15 protein-coding genes, 1 tRNA gene and 1 pseudogene are annotated in these 15,666 nt (G+C 64.0%); 8 read left to right on the plus strand and 9 right to left on the minus strand.

The genetic code is table 11. From position 1 onward, the window contains the following. Nucleotides 1-94: 94 nt before the first annotated feature. The 6 genes from pstC (at nucleotide 95) to phoR (ending at nucleotide 5,680) form a co-directional block, all read left to right on the plus strand. Nucleotides 95-1,069 carry a phosphate ABC transporter permease PstC gene (gene pstC / locus R2N03_RS04425; RefSeq protein WP_316655558.1) on the plus strand — a complete coding sequence of 325 codons (975 nt, stop codon included), beginning with the start codon at nucleotides 95-97 and terminating at the stop codon, nucleotides 1,067-1,069. Between the two features lie 38 nt (nucleotides 1,070-1,107). Next, on the plus strand, nucleotides 1,108-1,992 hold the full coding sequence (gene pstA, locus R2N03_RS04430; RefSeq protein ID WP_316655560.1) for a phosphate ABC transporter permease PstA: 885 nt from the start codon (nucleotides 1,108-1,110) through the stop codon (nucleotides 1,990-1,992). After that, nucleotides 1,989-2,780 (plus strand): phosphate ABC transporter ATP-binding protein PstB, encoded by a 792-nt coding sequence (gene pstB, locus R2N03_RS04435; protein ID WP_428984358.1) that lies wholly within the window; start codon nucleotides 1,989-1,991, stop codon nucleotides 2,778-2,780. Before pstA ends, pstB begins: the two co-directional genes overlap by 4 nt. Before the next feature lie 35 nt (nucleotides 2,781-2,815). Next, a complete protein-coding gene (gene phoU, locus R2N03_RS04440; RefSeq protein ID WP_316655563.1) occupies nucleotides 2,816-3,529 on the plus strand; it encodes a phosphate signaling complex protein PhoU in 714 nt (237 codons plus the stop codon). 24 nt (nucleotides 3,530-3,553) lie between these two features. Next, nucleotides 3,554-4,267 carry a phosphate regulon transcriptional regulator PhoB gene (gene phoB, locus R2N03_RS04445; RefSeq protein ID WP_316655564.1) on the plus strand — a complete coding sequence of 238 codons (714 nt, stop codon included), beginning with the start codon at nucleotides 3,554-3,556 and terminating at the stop codon, nucleotides 4,265-4,267. An 84-nt stretch (nucleotides 4,268-4,351) separates the two neighbouring features. Beyond that, nucleotides 4,352-5,680, plus strand: a complete 1,329-nt coding sequence (phoR, locus tag R2N03_RS04450; RefSeq protein WP_316655567.1) for a phosphate regulon sensor histidine kinase PhoR — start codon at nucleotides 4,352-4,354, stop codon at nucleotides 5,678-5,680. An 80-nt stretch (nucleotides 5,681-5,760) separates the two neighbouring features. On the opposite strand, the gene ppk1 is transcribed toward phoR, so the two are convergent. Beyond that, nucleotides 5,761-7,932 carry a polyphosphate kinase 1 gene (ppk1, locus tag R2N03_RS04455; protein ID WP_316655569.1) on the minus strand — a complete coding sequence of 724 codons (2,172 nt, stop codon included), beginning with the start codon at nucleotides 7,930-7,932 and terminating at the stop codon, nucleotides 5,761-5,763. A gap of 169 nt (nucleotides 7,933-8,101) precedes the next feature. Between ppk1 and ppx the strand changes: the two genes are divergently transcribed. Further along, nucleotides 8,102-9,640 carry an exopolyphosphatase gene (gene ppx, locus R2N03_RS04460; protein ID WP_316655571.1) on the plus strand — a complete coding sequence of 513 codons (1,539 nt, stop codon included), beginning with the start codon at nucleotides 8,102-8,104 and terminating at the stop codon, nucleotides 9,638-9,640. A 72-nt stretch (nucleotides 9,641-9,712) separates the two neighbouring features. Here ppx and R2N03_RS04465 read toward each other — a convergent pair whose 3' ends face one another. From R2N03_RS04465 to R2N03_RS04490, 6 genes are all read right to left on the minus strand, one after another. Then, nucleotides 9,713-10,552 carry a GNAT family N-acetyltransferase gene (locus R2N03_RS04465; protein ID WP_316655573.1) on the minus strand — a complete coding sequence of 280 codons (840 nt, stop codon included), beginning with the start codon at nucleotides 10,550-10,552 and terminating at the stop codon, nucleotides 9,713-9,715. Between the two features lie 128 nt (nucleotides 10,553-10,680). Further along, the gene (locus tag R2N03_RS04470) at nucleotides 10,681-11,154 is read right to left on the minus strand and encodes a SixA phosphatase family protein (RefSeq protein ID WP_316655574.1); all 474 of its coding nucleotides are present in this window, start codon (nucleotides 11,152-11,154) and stop codon (nucleotides 10,681-10,683) included. 121 nt (nucleotides 11,155-11,275) lie between these two features. Then, nucleotides 11,276-11,352 (minus strand) — tRNA-Pro (locus R2N03_RS04475). A gap of 35 nt (nucleotides 11,353-11,387) precedes the next feature. Then, nucleotides 11,388-11,531 carry a hypothetical protein gene (locus tag R2N03_RS04480; RefSeq protein WP_316655576.1) on the minus strand — a complete coding sequence of 48 codons (144 nt, stop codon included), beginning with the start codon at nucleotides 11,529-11,531 and terminating at the stop codon, nucleotides 11,388-11,390. Nucleotides 11,532-11,551: 20 nt separating this feature from the next. After that, a complete protein-coding gene (locus tag R2N03_RS04485; RefSeq protein ID WP_316655578.1) occupies nucleotides 11,552-12,817 on the minus strand; it encodes an NAD(P)/FAD-dependent oxidoreductase in 1,266 nt (421 codons plus the stop codon). 79 nt (nucleotides 12,818-12,896) lie between these two features. Continuing rightward, nucleotides 12,897-13,259, minus strand: coding sequence for an ArsR/SmtB family transcription factor (locus R2N03_RS04490; RefSeq protein ID WP_316655580.1), 363 nt, complete (start codon nucleotides 13,257-13,259; stop codon nucleotides 12,897-12,899). Between the two features lie 132 nt (nucleotides 13,260-13,391). Here R2N03_RS04490 and R2N03_RS04495 point away from each other — a divergent pair. Next, nucleotides 13,392-14,016, plus strand: a pseudogene (locus R2N03_RS04495) (LysE/ArgO family amino acid transporter). Nucleotides 14,017-14,046: 30 nt separating this feature from the next. On the opposite strand, the gene R2N03_RS04500 reads toward R2N03_RS04495, so the two are convergent. Together R2N03_RS04500 and R2N03_RS04505 are read right to left on the minus strand one after the other, a co-directional pair. Beyond that, nucleotides 14,047-14,502, minus strand: a complete 456-nt coding sequence (locus R2N03_RS04500) for a universal stress protein (protein WP_316655581.1) — start codon at nucleotides 14,500-14,502, stop codon at nucleotides 14,047-14,049. A gap of 88 nt (nucleotides 14,503-14,590) precedes the next feature. Next, nucleotides 14,591-15,601 carry a zinc-dependent alcohol dehydrogenase family protein gene (locus R2N03_RS04505; RefSeq protein ID WP_316655583.1) on the minus strand — a complete coding sequence of 337 codons (1,011 nt, stop codon included), beginning with the start codon at nucleotides 15,599-15,601 and terminating at the stop codon, nucleotides 14,591-14,593. Between the last annotated feature and the right edge of the window lie 65 nt (nucleotides 15,602-15,666).

Raw genomic sequence — 15,666 nt, forward strand, 5'->3', positions numbered from 1 at the left:
TGCTGCGTAGATGCAGCACACGGTGCGGGCGGCCGACATTGTCAGGCTGCCCGCGCCATTTCAAAGCTTCTCTCACGGCTGACTGGTGTTCCTCATGGCCACGCTCTCTGATTCCTCCGACGCTTCCAACATGCGCGCGCCAAGCCGCATCGGCGATCTGCTGTTCGGCGGCCTGACCCGCCTTGCCGCGATCGTGACGCTCCTGCTGCTGGGCGGCATCATCGTCTCCCTCGTCATCAGCGCCTGGCCGTCGATCGAGAAGTTTGGCCTGTCATTCCTGTGGAATTCCGAGTGGGATCCGCCCGCCGATGTCTACGGCGCGCTGGTGCCGATCTACGGCACCCTGGTCACCTCGCTGATTGCGCTCATCATTGCCGTGCCCGTGAGCTTCGGCATTGCCTTGTTCCTGACCGAGCTGTCGCCCGCCTGGCTGCGCCGGCCGCTGGGTACCGCCATTGAACTGCTGGCCGCCGTGCCGTCCATCGTCTATGGCATGTGGGGCCTGCTCGTGTTTGCGCCGATCTTCGGCGAATATTTTCAGAAGCCGCTGGCCGCGACCATCGGCATGATTCCGTTTGTGGGCGCGCTGTTCCAGGGCGCGCCGATCGGTATCGGCCTGCTGTGCGCGGGGGTGATCCTCGCGATCATGATCATCCCGTACATCTCTTCGGTGATGCGCGACGTGTTCGAAGTCACGCCGACGCTGCTCAAGGAATCCGCCTACGGTGTGGGCTGCACCACGTGGGAAGTGATGTGGAACGTCGTGCTGCCGTACACGAAGGCCGGTGTGATTGGCGGGGTGATGCTGGGCCTGGGCCGCGCGCTGGGCGAGACCATGGCTGTCACGTTCGTGATCGGCAACACCAACCTGCTGGATAACGTATCGCTGTTTTCGCCGGGTAACAGCATCACCTCGGCGCTGGCCAACGAGTTTGCGGAAGCGGGTCCTGGCCTGCACACCGCGGCGCTCATGGAGCTTGGCCTGATCCTGTTTGTCATCACGTTCGTTGTGCTGGCAGCGTCCAAGCTGCTGCTGCTGCGACTGCAGAAAGGCGAGGGCCGAAAGTGAACCAACGCGATCTGCCCGATGCCATGAGAACCAACACCATGCGTACGCCTTCCATTCCTGCCGTCCGCGCCGACTCGGAGAAGATCAAGGCACGCCTGCAGGCCCGCCGCCGCAACGTCAATCGGCTGGCGCTCACGCTGTCGCTTGCCGCGATGGCCTTCGGGCTCGTGTGGCTGGCGTGGATCCTTTGGACGACCCTGTCGTTGGGTGTCGGTGGCCTGTCGCTGTCGCTGTTTACCGAGATGACGCCGCCGCCGAATACGCCGGGAGGCGGCCTCGCCAATGCCATGGCAGGCTCGCTCCTGCTGGTGGGCATGGCCACGCTGATCGGCACGCCGTTGGGCATCCTCGCGGGCATCTACCTGGCTGAATACGGCAAGACTTCAGTGTTGGCCGGCGCCACGCGCTTCATCAACGACATCCTGCTGTCTGCCCCGTCCATCGTCATCGGCCTGTTCGTCTATGCGCTGGTCGTGGCACGCGTGCAGCACTTCTCGGGCATCGCCGGTGTGATCGCGCTGGCGCTGCTGCAGATTCCGATCGTCGTGCGAACCACAGAGAACATGCTGAACCTGGTACCCAACGCGATGCGCGAAGCAGCCATGGCGCTCGGTACACCCAAGTGGAAGATGGTGCTGTCGATCACGCTCAAGGCTTCCTATGCGGGCGTCATCACCGGCGTGCTGCTGGCTGTGGCCCGCGTTGCAGGCGAAACCGCGCCGCTGCTCTTCACCGCGCTGAACAACCAGTTCTGGAGCCTGGACCTGAATCAGCCCATCGCAACGATGCCGATGGTGATCTTCCGCTTCGCGATGAGCCCGTTCCCCGAGTGGCAGCAATTGGCCTGGGCCGGGGTGTTCCTGATTACGCTGGGTGTGCTCGGACTGAACGTCCTCGCGCGTGCCTTGTTCACCAAGAAATGATCATGACTGCTACATCCCTCGAAGTGCGCACGCAACAACCCAAGATCGATGTGCGTGACCTGAACTTCTACTACGGCAAGTTCCACGCACTGAAAAACATCTCGCTGCAGATTCCCGAGAAGCAGGTGACGGCTTTCATCGGCCCGTCGGGCTGTGGCAAGTCGACGCTGCTGCGTACGTTCAACAAGATGTACGCGCTGTACCCCGAGCAGCGTGCCGAAGGCGAGATCAACATGGACGGCGAAAACCTGCTGACCTCTCGCACGGATATCGCGCTGCTGCGCGCGAAGGTCGGCATGGTGTTCCAGAAGCCGACGCCGTTCCCGATGTCGATCTACGACAACATCGCTTTTGGCGTGAAGCTGTTTGAACGCCTGTCGCGCTCCGAGATGGATGATCGCGTGGAATGGGCGCTGACCAAGGCCGCACTCTGGAACGAAGTGAAGGACAAGCTCACCCAGTCTGGCTACGGCCTGTCGGGCGGCCAGCAGCAGCGCCTTTGTATCGCACGCGGCATCGCCATCCGCCCGGAGGTGCTTCTGCTTGACGAACCGTGCTCGGCGCTTGACCCGATTTCCACCGGCAAGATCGAAGAACTCATCGCTGAGCTCAAGGATGACTACACCGTGGTCATCGTGACGCACAACATGCAACAGGCAGCGCGCTGCTCCGATTACACCGCGTACATGTATCTGGGTGAGCTGATCGAATTCGGTGAGACCGAAAAGATCTTCATCAAGCCGCAGCGCAAAGAAACCGAAGACTACATCACCGGCCGTTTCGGCTGACACGCAACGCGCGCCGAAGCGACAAGGAGAAAACGATGTCCGACAAACACCTGTCGACGCAGTTCGACACCGACCTGACGTCCATCAGCACGAAGGTGCTGCAGATGGGCGGTCTGGTGGAAGCGCAGATCGCGCGTGCGATGCGCGCCCTGGCCAACTTCGATGCCGCCCTGTGCGATCAGGTCATGGCCGTGGAGCTGGAAGTCAACGCGCTCGAAATCGAGATCGACGGCGACTGCAACAACATCATCGCGCGTCGCCAGCCGACCGCGCGCGACCTGCGCCTCGTGATGGCCATTTCCAAGACCATCACCAACCTCGAGCGTGTGGGCGACGAGGCCGAGAAGATCGCCAAGCGCACCAAGCGCATCATGCAGGACCCGTCGGCGCACGCGTTGCACTATGCCGGCGTCGAGCGGTCGGGCGAAATGGCTGCGACTATCCTGCGCCACGCGCTGGACGCCTTCGCGCGCCTGGACACCGCAGAAGCCTTATCGATCCTGCAGGAAGACAAGGCGATCGACGAGGAATTCCGTGGCTTCATGCGCGAGCTCATCACCTACATGATGGAGAACCCGCGCACGATCTCCGTGGCCCTGGATCTGCTCTTCATTGCCAAGGCCATCGAGCGCATCGGCGACCACGCCAAGAACATCGCTGAGTTCATTATCTATATCGTCAAGGGAACGGACGTCCGGCATGCCTCGCGCGAAACGCTGGAGCGCGAGATCCTGGGCGAAGGCGAGTAACAGGGCAGGACTGGAGACGTGAGCATGCCGAGCAGTATTCTGGTCGTGGAAGACGAACCGGCGATCGCCGAGCTGATCGCCGTCAACCTGCAGCATGCAGGGCACTACCCGATCCGCGCATACAACGCAGAACAGGCGCTGTCGCTGATGAGCGACGTGCTGCCTGATCTCGTCCTGCTGGATTGGATGCTGCCGGGCAAGTCGGGTGTGATGTTCGCCAAGGAGTTGCGCGCCAACGAGCGTACGCGCCAGATCCCGATCATCATGCTGACCGCCCGCAGCGAAGAGCAGGACAAGATCATGGGCCTGGACAGCGGCGCCGATGACTATGTGACCAAGCCGTTTTCGCCCAAGGAGCTGCTGGCCCGTATCAAGGCCGTGCTGCGCCGCCGCGCGCCGCAGCTGACCGACGATGTGGTGACCATCAATGGCCTGAAGCTGGATCCGGCCACGCACCGCGTGACGGCCACGAACACCGAAGCGGAAAATCCCATCAAGCTCGACCTCGGCCCGACCGAATTCCGTCTGCTGCATTTCCTGATGACGCATCCCGAGCGGGTGCACAGCCGCTCGCAGCTGCTCGACCAGGTATGGGGCGATCATGTGTTTGTCGAAGAGCGCACGGTGGATGTGCATATCAAGCGCCTGCGCGCAGCGCTTGCCCCGGGGGGCTACAGCAACATGATCGAGACCGTGCGCGGCAGCGGCTATCGGCTCGCGCGTAATCCGGGGCAGTAAGCCTCATCAAAGCGAGTGCGCGATGGCGTCGTTTTCCATCGCGCGTTCACACGAACGTCGCGGTCCAGCGCTTAGAATGCTCGTATGAACGTCTTCTGGACCCGCTTTGCCTTCTTCGGTGCCCTGATGGGCATCGCGACGGCATGTCTCTATGTCTTCGCCAACAGGATCGTCGCGCTGGCCGTGCTCAGCGCGATGCTGCTGGCGATGCTCCTTTACTACGTTTACCAGATTCAGCGCCTGTGGCGGATACTGGATTCGCCTGCCTATGGAGAAATCCCGAGTGCGATTGGCCTCTGGGGTGAAGTCTATTACCGGCTGCATCGGCTGATGAAAGGCTGGCGCACCCAGGTGTTGCAGGTGGAGCAACAACACAGCCGCTTCATCCAGGCCATCCAGGCGTCGCCCAACGGAGTGCTGATGCTTGATGGCGAAGACCAGATCGAATGGTGCAACGCCGTCGCCGAGGAGCACTTCGGCCTGAGTGCCAAGCGAGACCTGCGTCAACGCATTACCCACCTGATCCGCCGGCCGGAGTTCGTGCGCTACCTGGCGCGCGGCGAGTTCGAGGAGCCGCTCACCATGCATGACGTGGGCCCCCACAAGCAAAGCATCATTTCCGTACAGGTCTTGCCATACGGGGAAGACCGCAAGCTGCTGGTGTCGCAGGACATCACCAAGCTGGAGAATACCGAGGCGATGCGCCGCGACTTCGTCGCCAACGTCTCGCATGAGCTGAAGACCCCGCTGACTGTGTTGTCGGGTTTTCTCGAGACCGTGCGGGACCTTCCGCTGCCTGAAGAAGACAAGAAGCGCTACCTCGACATGATGCATGTGCAGGCCGTGCGCATGCAGCATCTGGTGGAAGACCTGCTGGCCCTGGCCACGCTCGAGGGCAATTCCGAGCCGCCTTCGCTCACGCCGGTGCCGATGCCGCGCATGATGCTGCAGCTCCAGCATGACGTTGAGGCGCTTTCCGCTGGCCGGCATGCTGTCAGCATGTCGTGTGACCCGACGGTGAGCGTGTGTGGTGCGGAGCTGGAGCTGCTCTCCGCATTCAGCAACCTGGCCTCCAACGCCGTCCGGTACACGCCCGCAGGCGGCAAGATCCATCTCGATTGGACGGTCAAGGATGGTCATGCCGTTTTTTCCGTCACCGATACGGGCATCGGTATTGCGGCCGAACATATCCCGCGCCTGACCGAGCGGTTCTACCGCGTCGACCGCAGCCGCTCGCGCGATACCGGCGGAACTGGGCTGGGCCTGGCGATCGTCAAGCACGTGCTGTCTCGTCACGGCGGCGAATTGCAGGTCACCAGCGAGCATGGCAAGGGCAGCACGTTCCGGGCCGTATTCCCGGCAGAACGGACGGTGGTGCGCAGTGCCAGTGTGAGCGAAGAGCGCATCGCCTGACCGGCGCATGGGCCGGCATGTCTATCCAACAAAAAACGCACGCTCCACAGCGTGCGTTTTTTGTTGCGCGGGCGAGCGTGCTAGCCGGCCGAGATTTCCACCGGAGCGCGTACCGTTGGCTCCGCGGCGGTCGCCGCCGCCACCGCCGCCGCGTTTTCTGCGGCTGCCGCAGCCTGCGGCGAGAAATGGTTCAGCAACTCGAGCTGGCTGATGCGCACGTGTTTGCCGCGGGTCTGACGCTGCACGTAGGTGCCGTCGGACTGCATGACCCATGCCGATGCGTTGTCGCGCAGATGGACTTGCAGGCTCTCTTTGATGACGCGTGCCTTGAGCTTGCGGTCGAGCACCGGAAAAGCCACCTCGACGCGACGGAACAGGTTACGGTCCATCCAATCGGCGCTCGACAGATAAGCCACTTCCGCGCCGCCTGCGTGGAAATAGTAGACGCGGTGGTGCTCAAGAAAGCGCCCGACGATCGAGCGCACGCTGATGTTTTCCGACAACCCCGGCACACCCGGTTTGAGCGCGCAGACGCCGCGTACGATCAGATCGATCTTGACGCCCGCACGTGAGGCCTTATACAGCTCGTCGATGATGGTCGGCTCCAGCAGCGCGTTCATCTTGCCGATGATGCGCGCACGTTTGCCCGAGCGGGCCGCGCGTGCCTCGGCACGGATATGCTCGACAAGGTTGTCGTGCATCGTGAACGGCGAATGCCACAGATGGTGCAGCTTGACCTGCGCACCCGTGCCGGTGAGCAACTGGAACACATGGTGCACGTCTTCGCAGATCTGCTCGTTGGCCGTCATCAGGCCGAAGTCGGTGTAGAGGCGGGCGGTCTTGGGGTGGTAATTGCCCGTGCCCAGGTGCGCATAGCGGCGCAGCTTCACAGTCTTGCCCTTGCCCGAGACTTCGCGGCGCACCACCAGCAACATCTTGGCATGGCATTTATGGCCTACGACGCCGTACACCACGTGGGCGCCTGCGGATTCGAGCTGATCCGCCCAGTTGATGTTCGTTTCTTCGTCAAAGCGCGCCAGCAGCTCGACCACCACCGTGACTTCCTTGCCGTTGAGTGCTGCCTTGATCAGTGCTTCCATGACCGGCGATTCGTTACCGGTGCGATAGACGGTCTGCTTGATGGCCACCACGTCGGGGTCGCGCGCGGCCTGCTGCAGCAGCTCGAGGACGGGCGTGAAGCTCTCGTACGGATGATGCAGCAGGATGTCGCCCTGGCGGATGGCGTCGAACACGCTCGAGCTGTTCGCGACCGATTTGACCGTTGCCGGTGCGTGCGGCGGGTACTTCAGCGTGGGCCGGTCGACCATGTCGGGCACCTGCAGCAGCCGCACGAGGTTCACCGGTCCCTTGACGCGATAGCAGTCGGCCTCGGACAAGCCGAACTCCTGGAGCAGGCGGCGGACCAGCGCAGGCGAAGTGTCATGCGCAATCTCCAGGCGCACCGCATCGCCAAAGTGGCGCGTCGAGAGTTCGCCCTGCAGCGCCTCGCGCAGATCGGTGATCTCGTCTTCGGATACAAACAGGTCCGAGTTGCGCGTCACGCGGAACTGGTAGCACCCATGCACGTCGATCTGCGGAAACAGTTCATGCACAAAGCCCTGCATGAACGACGACAGCAGCACGAAGCCATACGGATAGCCCGACAGTTCCGGTGGCATCTGCACCAGGCGGGGCAGGGCACGCGGTGCCTGCACGATGGCGAGCTCTGCCTCGCGGCCGAAGGCGTCCTTGCCCGAGAGCTCGATGATGAAGTTCAGGCTCTTGTTGAGCACGCGCGGGAAGGGGTGCGCGGGGTCCAGCGCCATCGGCGTGAGAATCGGCACGAGCTCGTGCTGGAAGAAGTTGCGGCACCAGGCACGCTGCGCTTCATTCCAGTTGGTCGTCATATGGAAGAAGACGCCTTCCTTCTCGAGCAGCGGCAGGATCTCGTCCTGCAGCATGGCATACTGTTGCGCAACCAGCTGCCTCACGCGCTCCGTCACTACACCAAACGCCTGCTGCACCGAGAGCCCGTCAGGTGTCATTGACGAAGGGTTGTCGCGCATCTGTTCCTTCAGCCCGGCGATGCGGATCTCAAAGAACTCATCCAGATTGCTCGACACGATGCAGACGAACTTCAGCCGCTCCATCAGTGGCACACCCGGGTCGGCAGCTTGTGCCAGTACGCGGGCATTGAATTCCAGGATGCCCAGTTCGCGGTTGAGCAGGTCGCCAGCGGGCAATGTGGACATGTTGCATTCAGACGGATGACGATCCGGCCACTTTTTCATAATCAGGTGTCAAATTTGTGACACATCAAAATTGTCATGTTCGGGACACACTAGAGACATATTTTGTTGCGCATTGTTTCGAACGACAATAGCCCCGCGCCTTGATTCTGCACCTCACCCGTTTCCATTCATGAGTCCCACCCCCCGTCTGCTGGCCGCTGTCGACATGGGTTCCAACAGCTTCCGGCTGATGATCGGCCGCGTCGACGAGACCGTCACCGCCAATGGCGCAAGCAGCAGCCAGATTTTCCAGGTCGATGCGCTGCGTGAACCGGTGCGACTTGCCGCCGGGCTCACGCAAGACAAATACCTGGACCAGCCGGCACGCCGCCGCGGTGTCGACGCACTGCGCCGCTTTGGTGATCGGCTGCGCGACTTCGCTCCGGAACAGGTGCGGGCAGTCGCCACCAACACGTTGCGCGTGGCCAGGAACGCGCAGGAATTTCTGATCGAGGCCGAAGCGGCACTCGGTTTCCCCATCGAAGTGATCGCGGGCCGGGAAGAGGCACGCTTGATCTATCTCGGTGCGTCGCATGATGCGCCTGCGTGCCAGGGCAACCGGCTGGTGGTCGACATTGGCGGTGGTTCGACCGAGTTCATCATCGGCAATGGCTACAAGCCCAAGCTGATGGAATCACTCTACATCGGTTGCGTATCGCACAGTCGCCATTTTTTCCCGAACGGCAGCGTTGACGATTACGCGATGAAGCAGGCGGAGTTGGCCGCGCGTCGCGAGATCCAGATTCTCGTGCAGCAATACCGGACGGCGGGTTGGAATCAGGCGGTCGGTTCGTCTGGCACGGCCCGCGCGCTGGCCGAGCTGATCGAACTCAATGGCTTCAATGACAAGGGCACCGAGCACGGCATCACGCGCGAGGGCCTGGAGCGCCTCAAGCGCGCGCTCATCAAGGCCGAGAACACCAACCGTCTGAAGATGACCGGGCTGAAAGCCGACCGCATTCCGGTGCTGCCTGGCGGGCTGTCGATCATGCTGGGGGTGTTTGCTGAACTCGACATCGACCGCATGGACGTAACCGACGGTGCGCTGCGCTTGGGCGTGCTCTATGACTTGCTTGGACGGACGCATCATGAGGATATGCGGACGGTGACGATCGAGCAGTTCATGCGCCGCTATGGTGTCGACCGTGCGCAGGCGCATCGTGTGCGGGACGCGGCCACATCGCTGCTGTCGCAGTTTCCCGATCCGCCCGATGAGCGTCGCGAAGACAACATTGCGCTGCTTGGTTGGGCTGCAAGCCTGCATGAGATCGGGATGAGCATCTCGCACAGCGGCTACCACAAGCACTCGGCGTACATCGCCAGCCACGCGGACATGCCCGGCTTTTCCAAGACCGATCAGGCCCGGCTGGCGACGCTGTTGCTGGGGCACGCAGGCAAGCTGGGCAAGCTCTCGGGCGGTGGCAAGTTCCTGGATTGGCGGATGCTGTTCAGCCTGCGCCTGGCGTTTGTGCTGTGCCGCCGGCGTGGTGCCATGCAGATGCCTGACCTGCGCGTACGGCACAGCGAGGGCGAACTCAACGAAGGCGGCTTCGAGGTGGAACTGCCCAAGCGATGGATCGAGCAGAATCCGCTGGTCGAGTACAGCCTCGCCCAGGAAGCCGATGAATGGGAGCGCATCGGTCGACGCTACAAGGTGGTGTACGTGTAGGCGTCGCGGTGTACGCGCCAAGCAAACGGCCCGGTTCGAAAGACCGGGCCGTTTTGCATTGCGGGGCTGTCGTCAGGCGCGCAGGAAGTGGCGTGCGTAGCGCGGATTGATATCCGACAGGCGCAGCAGCGTGAGGAAGTCGGCGACATTGAAATCCGGGTCCCAGGCCGGCGCGCCGCAGATGCGGGCTCCCAGGCGCAGGTAGCCTTTGACCAGCGCCGGCGGCTCAACTTCGAGGCGCTGGTTGAGCTCTTCAACCGGCAGGGCAACGCGCGGAAAGGCGTGGTATTCGACCGGCGCGAGCGAGCCATCGTCGACGAAGCTGCGATACAGGCTGGCGGCAAAGTGGCCGCCATCGCCCATTGATACGCTCGCGCAGCCCAGCATCGACTCGAAGCCGTAGCGCTGCATGTATTCGCCCAGGCCTGCCCACAGCGCCATGATGACGCTGCCCGAGCGGTAATCGCGGTGCACGCACGAACGGCCCAGCTCGACCATCTTTGGTCGCAGGTGTGCCAGGCGGACGAGATCGAACTCGGACTCCGAGTACAGGCAGCCGATCTGCTTGGCGGCGTCCGGACGCAATACGCGATAGGTGCCGACCACGCGCAGTGTCTTCTGGTCGCGCACGATCAGGTGATCGCACACGGCGTCGAACATGTCGACGTCCAGTTCGGTATGGGCCGAGGGCAGGCGGGCGCCCATCTCTTCGGCAAAGACCTTGTAGCGCAGGCGCTGCGCTTCGGTCACTTCATCCTGATGGCGCGCCCACGAAACGGCCAGAACAGGCTTGTCACGCGTCGGAACAGCATCCGGTGTGCGAGGAAGCCCCCTCCGTGCGTTGGCCTGGCCGAGATTCAGGCTGGGCAGTGCGTCGATCAACGGCTGGGTGGGCGTTGGCAGGTCTCGCATTCGTGCATCCCCAAGGGTAGATTTCGGGGCGATTCTAGAGACGCAGCGTGACAGATCGGCGACAAAACCGTGTCAATCGTGACTGTTGCATGAATTTTGCGTGGCGTTACCGTGACGCCAGTGAGGTGTCACACGAGGTCGGGGTTGGCGACCGCGCGCAGCACGGTCTGGGCCTGGCCTTCGCGAACGCGGCGGTAGAGCCACCAGATACCAGCCTTCTTGACGTTCCAGTCCATCTCGCTGCCAGCGATCAACAGGCTGGCCAGGCGACCGATCCAGGGTTGGTGGCCTACCAGCACCAGGTTCCTGTTCGAGGGCCAATCGATCGCTGCGAGGATGCCGCTGACACCGGCGCCCGGCGCCATTGCCGGGAGGGTCTGGAAATGCTCGGTCAGGGCGCGGGCGGTCTGCTGGGTGCGCACAGCCGGGCTGGCGAGCACCAGCGTATCTTCGGGCAGGCGGGGGCGCAGCCAGGCGGCCATTTTCTCGGCCTGCTTCTCGCCGCGCCGGGTCAGTTCGCGTTGGAGATCGGTGCTGCGATGGATGCGCAAGGGTGCGGCCACGTCTTCGGCTTCGGCGTGGCGCCACAGGATGAGGTTCATGGAGGCTCGGCGGACGACGCGTAATACTGCCTTTATAGCATCGCCCGATGACCTTCCGGGTTGCGCAAAGCAAAACGGCCTACGCGATGAACGTAGGCCGTTTTGTTGTGCTGCTCAATGCTGGTCGGAGCGATAGGATTCGAACCTACGACCCTCTGATCCCAAATCAGATGCGCTACCAGGCTGCGCTACGCTCCGGAACCCGCAATTATACTGCTTTCGCGGCAACCCGGTCAAATCAGCGTGCGGGCGATCAACCCGAGCGCCGTCACGCCGGCGAAAATCGCGAAGCCTTGCTGGAGCGCCGGCCCGGCAAGACGCTGTGCAAAGCGGCCACCGGCGAGCCTGCCGGTCAGGGCGCCAGCGTGATCAAGCACGCTTCAACCGGAGGCACGTGTCAGCGCTCCGCCGGCGTGCTCGGACGGGCGAGCCATTCGCGGCCCTTGAGCAGGGCGTTCCAGTACACCCAAGGCAGCACGGTCTTCTTGAGCCACCAGGCGGAGGTGCGTGCCACCGTCGGCAGCAGCGGAAAGGTCGGCAGCAGCTTGCCGCCGTAGCCGAATTCGGCCAGCACAACCTTGCCCCGCTCGACCGTGAGCGGACACGCGCCGTAGCCGTCGTAGCGCGTCGGCAGCGGCAGGCCCTCGCGATGCGCAAGCAGGTTCTCTGCCGCCACGACAATCTGCTTGCGGGCGGCGGCGGCGGTCTTGGCGTTGGGCGTCGAGCTGGCATCGCCGAGCGAAAACACGTCGGCATGGCGCACGTGCTGCAGGGTGGCCGGGTCGACCTCGCACCAGCCTGCCGCATCGCCCAGGCCGCTCTCAGCGATGAAGGCCGGCGGAACCTGGGGCGGTACCACGTGGAGCATGTCGAAGCGCTTGGCGGTGCGTACCGGCTCGCCCGCGGCGTTCTTGTGTTCGAACCATGCCGTGCGTGCCGGGCCGTCAACGGCCACCAGCGTGGAGCCGAATGCCAGCTTCGCGCGATAGCGCTCGATATAGCGCGTCAGCGCCGGCACGAAGGCCTCGACGCCGAACAACGCCGCGCCGGTGAGGTTGAATTCCACGTCGATGCGGTCGAGCACGCCAGTACGCCGCCAGTGATCACAGGCGAGATACATCGCCTTCTGAGGCGCGCCGGCGCACTTGATCGGCATGGCGGGCTGCGTGAACAACGCGCGGCCCGCGCGGAGGCCGCACACCAGCGACCACGTGTACGGCGCCAGATCGAACCGATAGTTCGACGTCACGCCGTGCTGGCCGAGCGTGGCTTCCAGGCCCTCGATGCGCTCCCATGCCAGGCGTAGGCCGGGGCAGATGATCAGTTGCCGGTAGGCCAGCGTCTGGCCATTGTCGAGTTGCACGCGATGCGCATCGGCATCGACACGCGTGGCAGCGGCGCGGATGCGCTGCACGCCGGCCGGCAGCAACGCATCGGTCGGGCGGGCAGTGGCCTGGGCGTCGAAGACACCGCCGCCCACCAGCGTCCACGCAGGCTGGTAGTAATGCGTATCGGACGGTTCGACGATGGTGATGCCAAGCTGCGGCCGGCGTCGGCGCAGGCTGGCGGCAACGCCAATGCCAGCGGTACCGCCGCCGAGGATGAGCACATCGCAGTCGAGCAGGGGCGTCGACAGGGGCTGGGAGGGGGACTCGGTATGCATGCGATCTCAGATGGGGCGGCCGGGGGAGTGCGGCCGGTGCTTCGGTGGTAGGCACGGCGCGCACGCCATGCGGGGCGATTCACTGGACGATCTTCATGACCTTGCCGCAGTACAGCTCGGAAAGCGTCTGCATGATCTGGATGACCTCGAAGCTGGCAAGCCGGTAATAGATGTACTTGCCTTCGCGGCGGGTCGAAACCAGCCCTTCGTCGCGCAGCACGCCGAGCTGCTGAGACAGGCTCGGCTGGCGCAGGCCGACCAGGGCTTCGAGTTCGCCAACGTTGCGCTCGCCCTGCGTGAGCTGGCAGAGCAGCAGCAGGCGATCTTCGTGCGCCATCGCTTTGAGGACCGCGCATGCCTGGGAGGCAGAGGCGCGCAGCATGGAGATGGCCGCTTCGGGCAACGGGGCAGGCTCGGTCTGGGCGGTGGTCGGGTCAGTCATCGGGGCGCAGTGCAAAGACGCGTTCTGTTTGCGCGGTTGGCAGGCGGAATATGAGGCAAATATTATATAAAAATATAGATTGTCTGCGGAAACCGCGGGCCAGCTGTCTGCTGGACGAATCCTCTTGCCTCCATCTCACGGCTGTTCTCCGTTTGTCTTCAGGAGCTGGCGCTCAGCCTGGGCCTCATTGTGGCGATTGGCACGCAGAACACGTTCGTGTTGCGCCAGGGCTTGCGCCGTGAGCACGTAGGCAGCGTGGTGCTGTTCTGCGCCATGGCCGAAGCGTTGCTGATCAGCGCGGGTGTGCTGGGCATGGCGCAGGTGTTGGGCGACCGGCCCGGTCTCGCGCGTGCGTTGGTGGTGGCGGGTGCCGCCTTCCTACTGCTGTACGGCGGGCGGGCCAAGCCAGCCGGCTGCAGGCGTCGCCGGGCAGGGCCGGGCCTCAACCACGCAGCCGCGCTGGCTCAGGCAGCGGCGTCTGCGCTGCTCAACCCGCATGTCTACCTCGATACGGTGCTGCTGGTAGGCAGTATTGGCGCGCAGCAGGCGGCGGCATTGCCCGGGTGGTGCGTGGCCGGGGCCGGTTCAGCCAGCCTGTTCTGGTTTGCTCTGCTGGGGGTTTGGCGCGCGCTGGCTCACCCCTTGGTTTGCCCGGCGCCGGGCATGGCAGGTGCTGGATGGGGTGATTGGGATGATTGGGGTGACGATGCTCGCGTTGTCCGCACGGCTGCTGCGCCATGCCCTATTCGGGCGGTGAGGGCGCGGCAGCGGCAACGGTCAGCTGCCGTTACTCTTCGACCTCGCTGCGCACCATCAGCACGGGCTTGTTGGTTTTGCGGACGACGCCTTCGGCCACGCTGCCCATCACCATGTGCTTGATCCCGCGACGGCCGTGCGTGCCCAGCACGATCAGGTCGGCGCCAGTCTCGTTGGCCTCGTTCACGATGGTCGAAGAGATCTGTCCTGGCGCGACGGCTTTTTCCAGCAGCTTGGTGGAGTGCTTCACGCCGGCGGCTTCGAGTTTGGAGGCCACGTCGGCCAACGTGTCGCGGCCGTATTCAATGACACGCTCTGTGTAGGCGATCGCGTCGAAGCCAACCATATCGAGCGCGGCGTCCGACGTGTCGGCTACGAACAGGGCTTGAATTTCGGCGCCCGTGGCCTTGCCCACGATGATGGCTTGATGCAGTGCGAGGCGCGAGGCATGGCTGCCGTCGACGGCGAGCAGGATACGTTGGTACATGGCAGGCTCCCAGTCTCCAGAGATGTGGTGCGGACACTGCCGCATGTGATCAGCGTAGGCGCGGTGATGGCGCGCCCATTGATGCACATCAACGGTCCTGGCATGCAATCCGCAGCACTGCGGCGCCCGCCACGCGCCCCGCGCGCAGGTCATCCAGCGCGGCATTGGCGGCTTCGAGCGGATAAGGCGTGACGTGCACCTGCAAAGGCACCGCCGCCGCCACGCGCATCAGTGCGAGGCCGTCCGCGCGGGTCAGGTTGGCGACGGACATGAGCTTGCGTTCCTCCCAGAGCAGCCGGTAGGGGAATGCCGGGATGTCGCTCATGTGGATGCCACCGCAGACCACCACGCCGCCCTTGGTGACGGCGCGCAGCGTGAGCGGCAGCAGCGCCCCGACGGGCGCAAAGATCAGGGCTGCATCGAGCGGCTCCGGCGCGGTCTCGTCGCTTGCGCCTGCCCAACAGGCGCCGGTTTCCCGGGCGAGCCGTTGGGCGGCGGTATCCGCGGGGCGTGTGAATGCGAAGACCTTGCGCTGCTCGGCGACGGCGATCTGCGTGATCAGGTGCGCGGCGGCTCCAAAGCCGTAGATGCCCAGCCGGCGTGCATCGCCCGCCATGCGCAGCGTGCGGTAGCCGATCAGGCCCGCGCACAGCAACGGCGCTGCGTGTGCGTCGTCGTAGCGCTCCGGAATCGGCAGGCAGTAGCGTGCATCGCACACCACGTACTCAGCGTAGCCGCCGTCGCGCGTGTACCCGGTAAAGGCAGGGTGGTCGCACAGGTTTTCATGCCCCCCCAGGCAGAACGGACATGCGCCGCACGTCCAGCCGAGCCAGGGCACGCCGACGCGGTCGCCCGGCGTGGGCGACGTCACGCCGGCACCACACGATTCGACGGTGCCCACAATTTCGTGGCCCGGGATCAGCGATGCCTTGGGGTGCGCGAGTTCGCCGTCGACGATGTGCAGGTCGGTACGGCAGACGCCGCACACCGACACGGCGATCCGGACCTCGCCCGGCCCTGGCACAGGCGTGGGAACGGTACGCAGCGCCAGCGGCGCGCCTGCTTTCCCCAGGATCATGGCCCGCATGGATTCCGACATGGAAGCCTCCCAACGCAGCGTGAGCATTCAGTATGGACGAGCCGATCGGAGCCGTGGCCTGGGTA

This window comes from Ralstonia condita (assembly GCF_958405655.1).
Taxonomy (GTDB): Bacteria; Pseudomonadota; Gammaproteobacteria; order Burkholderiales; family Burkholderiaceae; genus Ralstonia; species Ralstonia condita.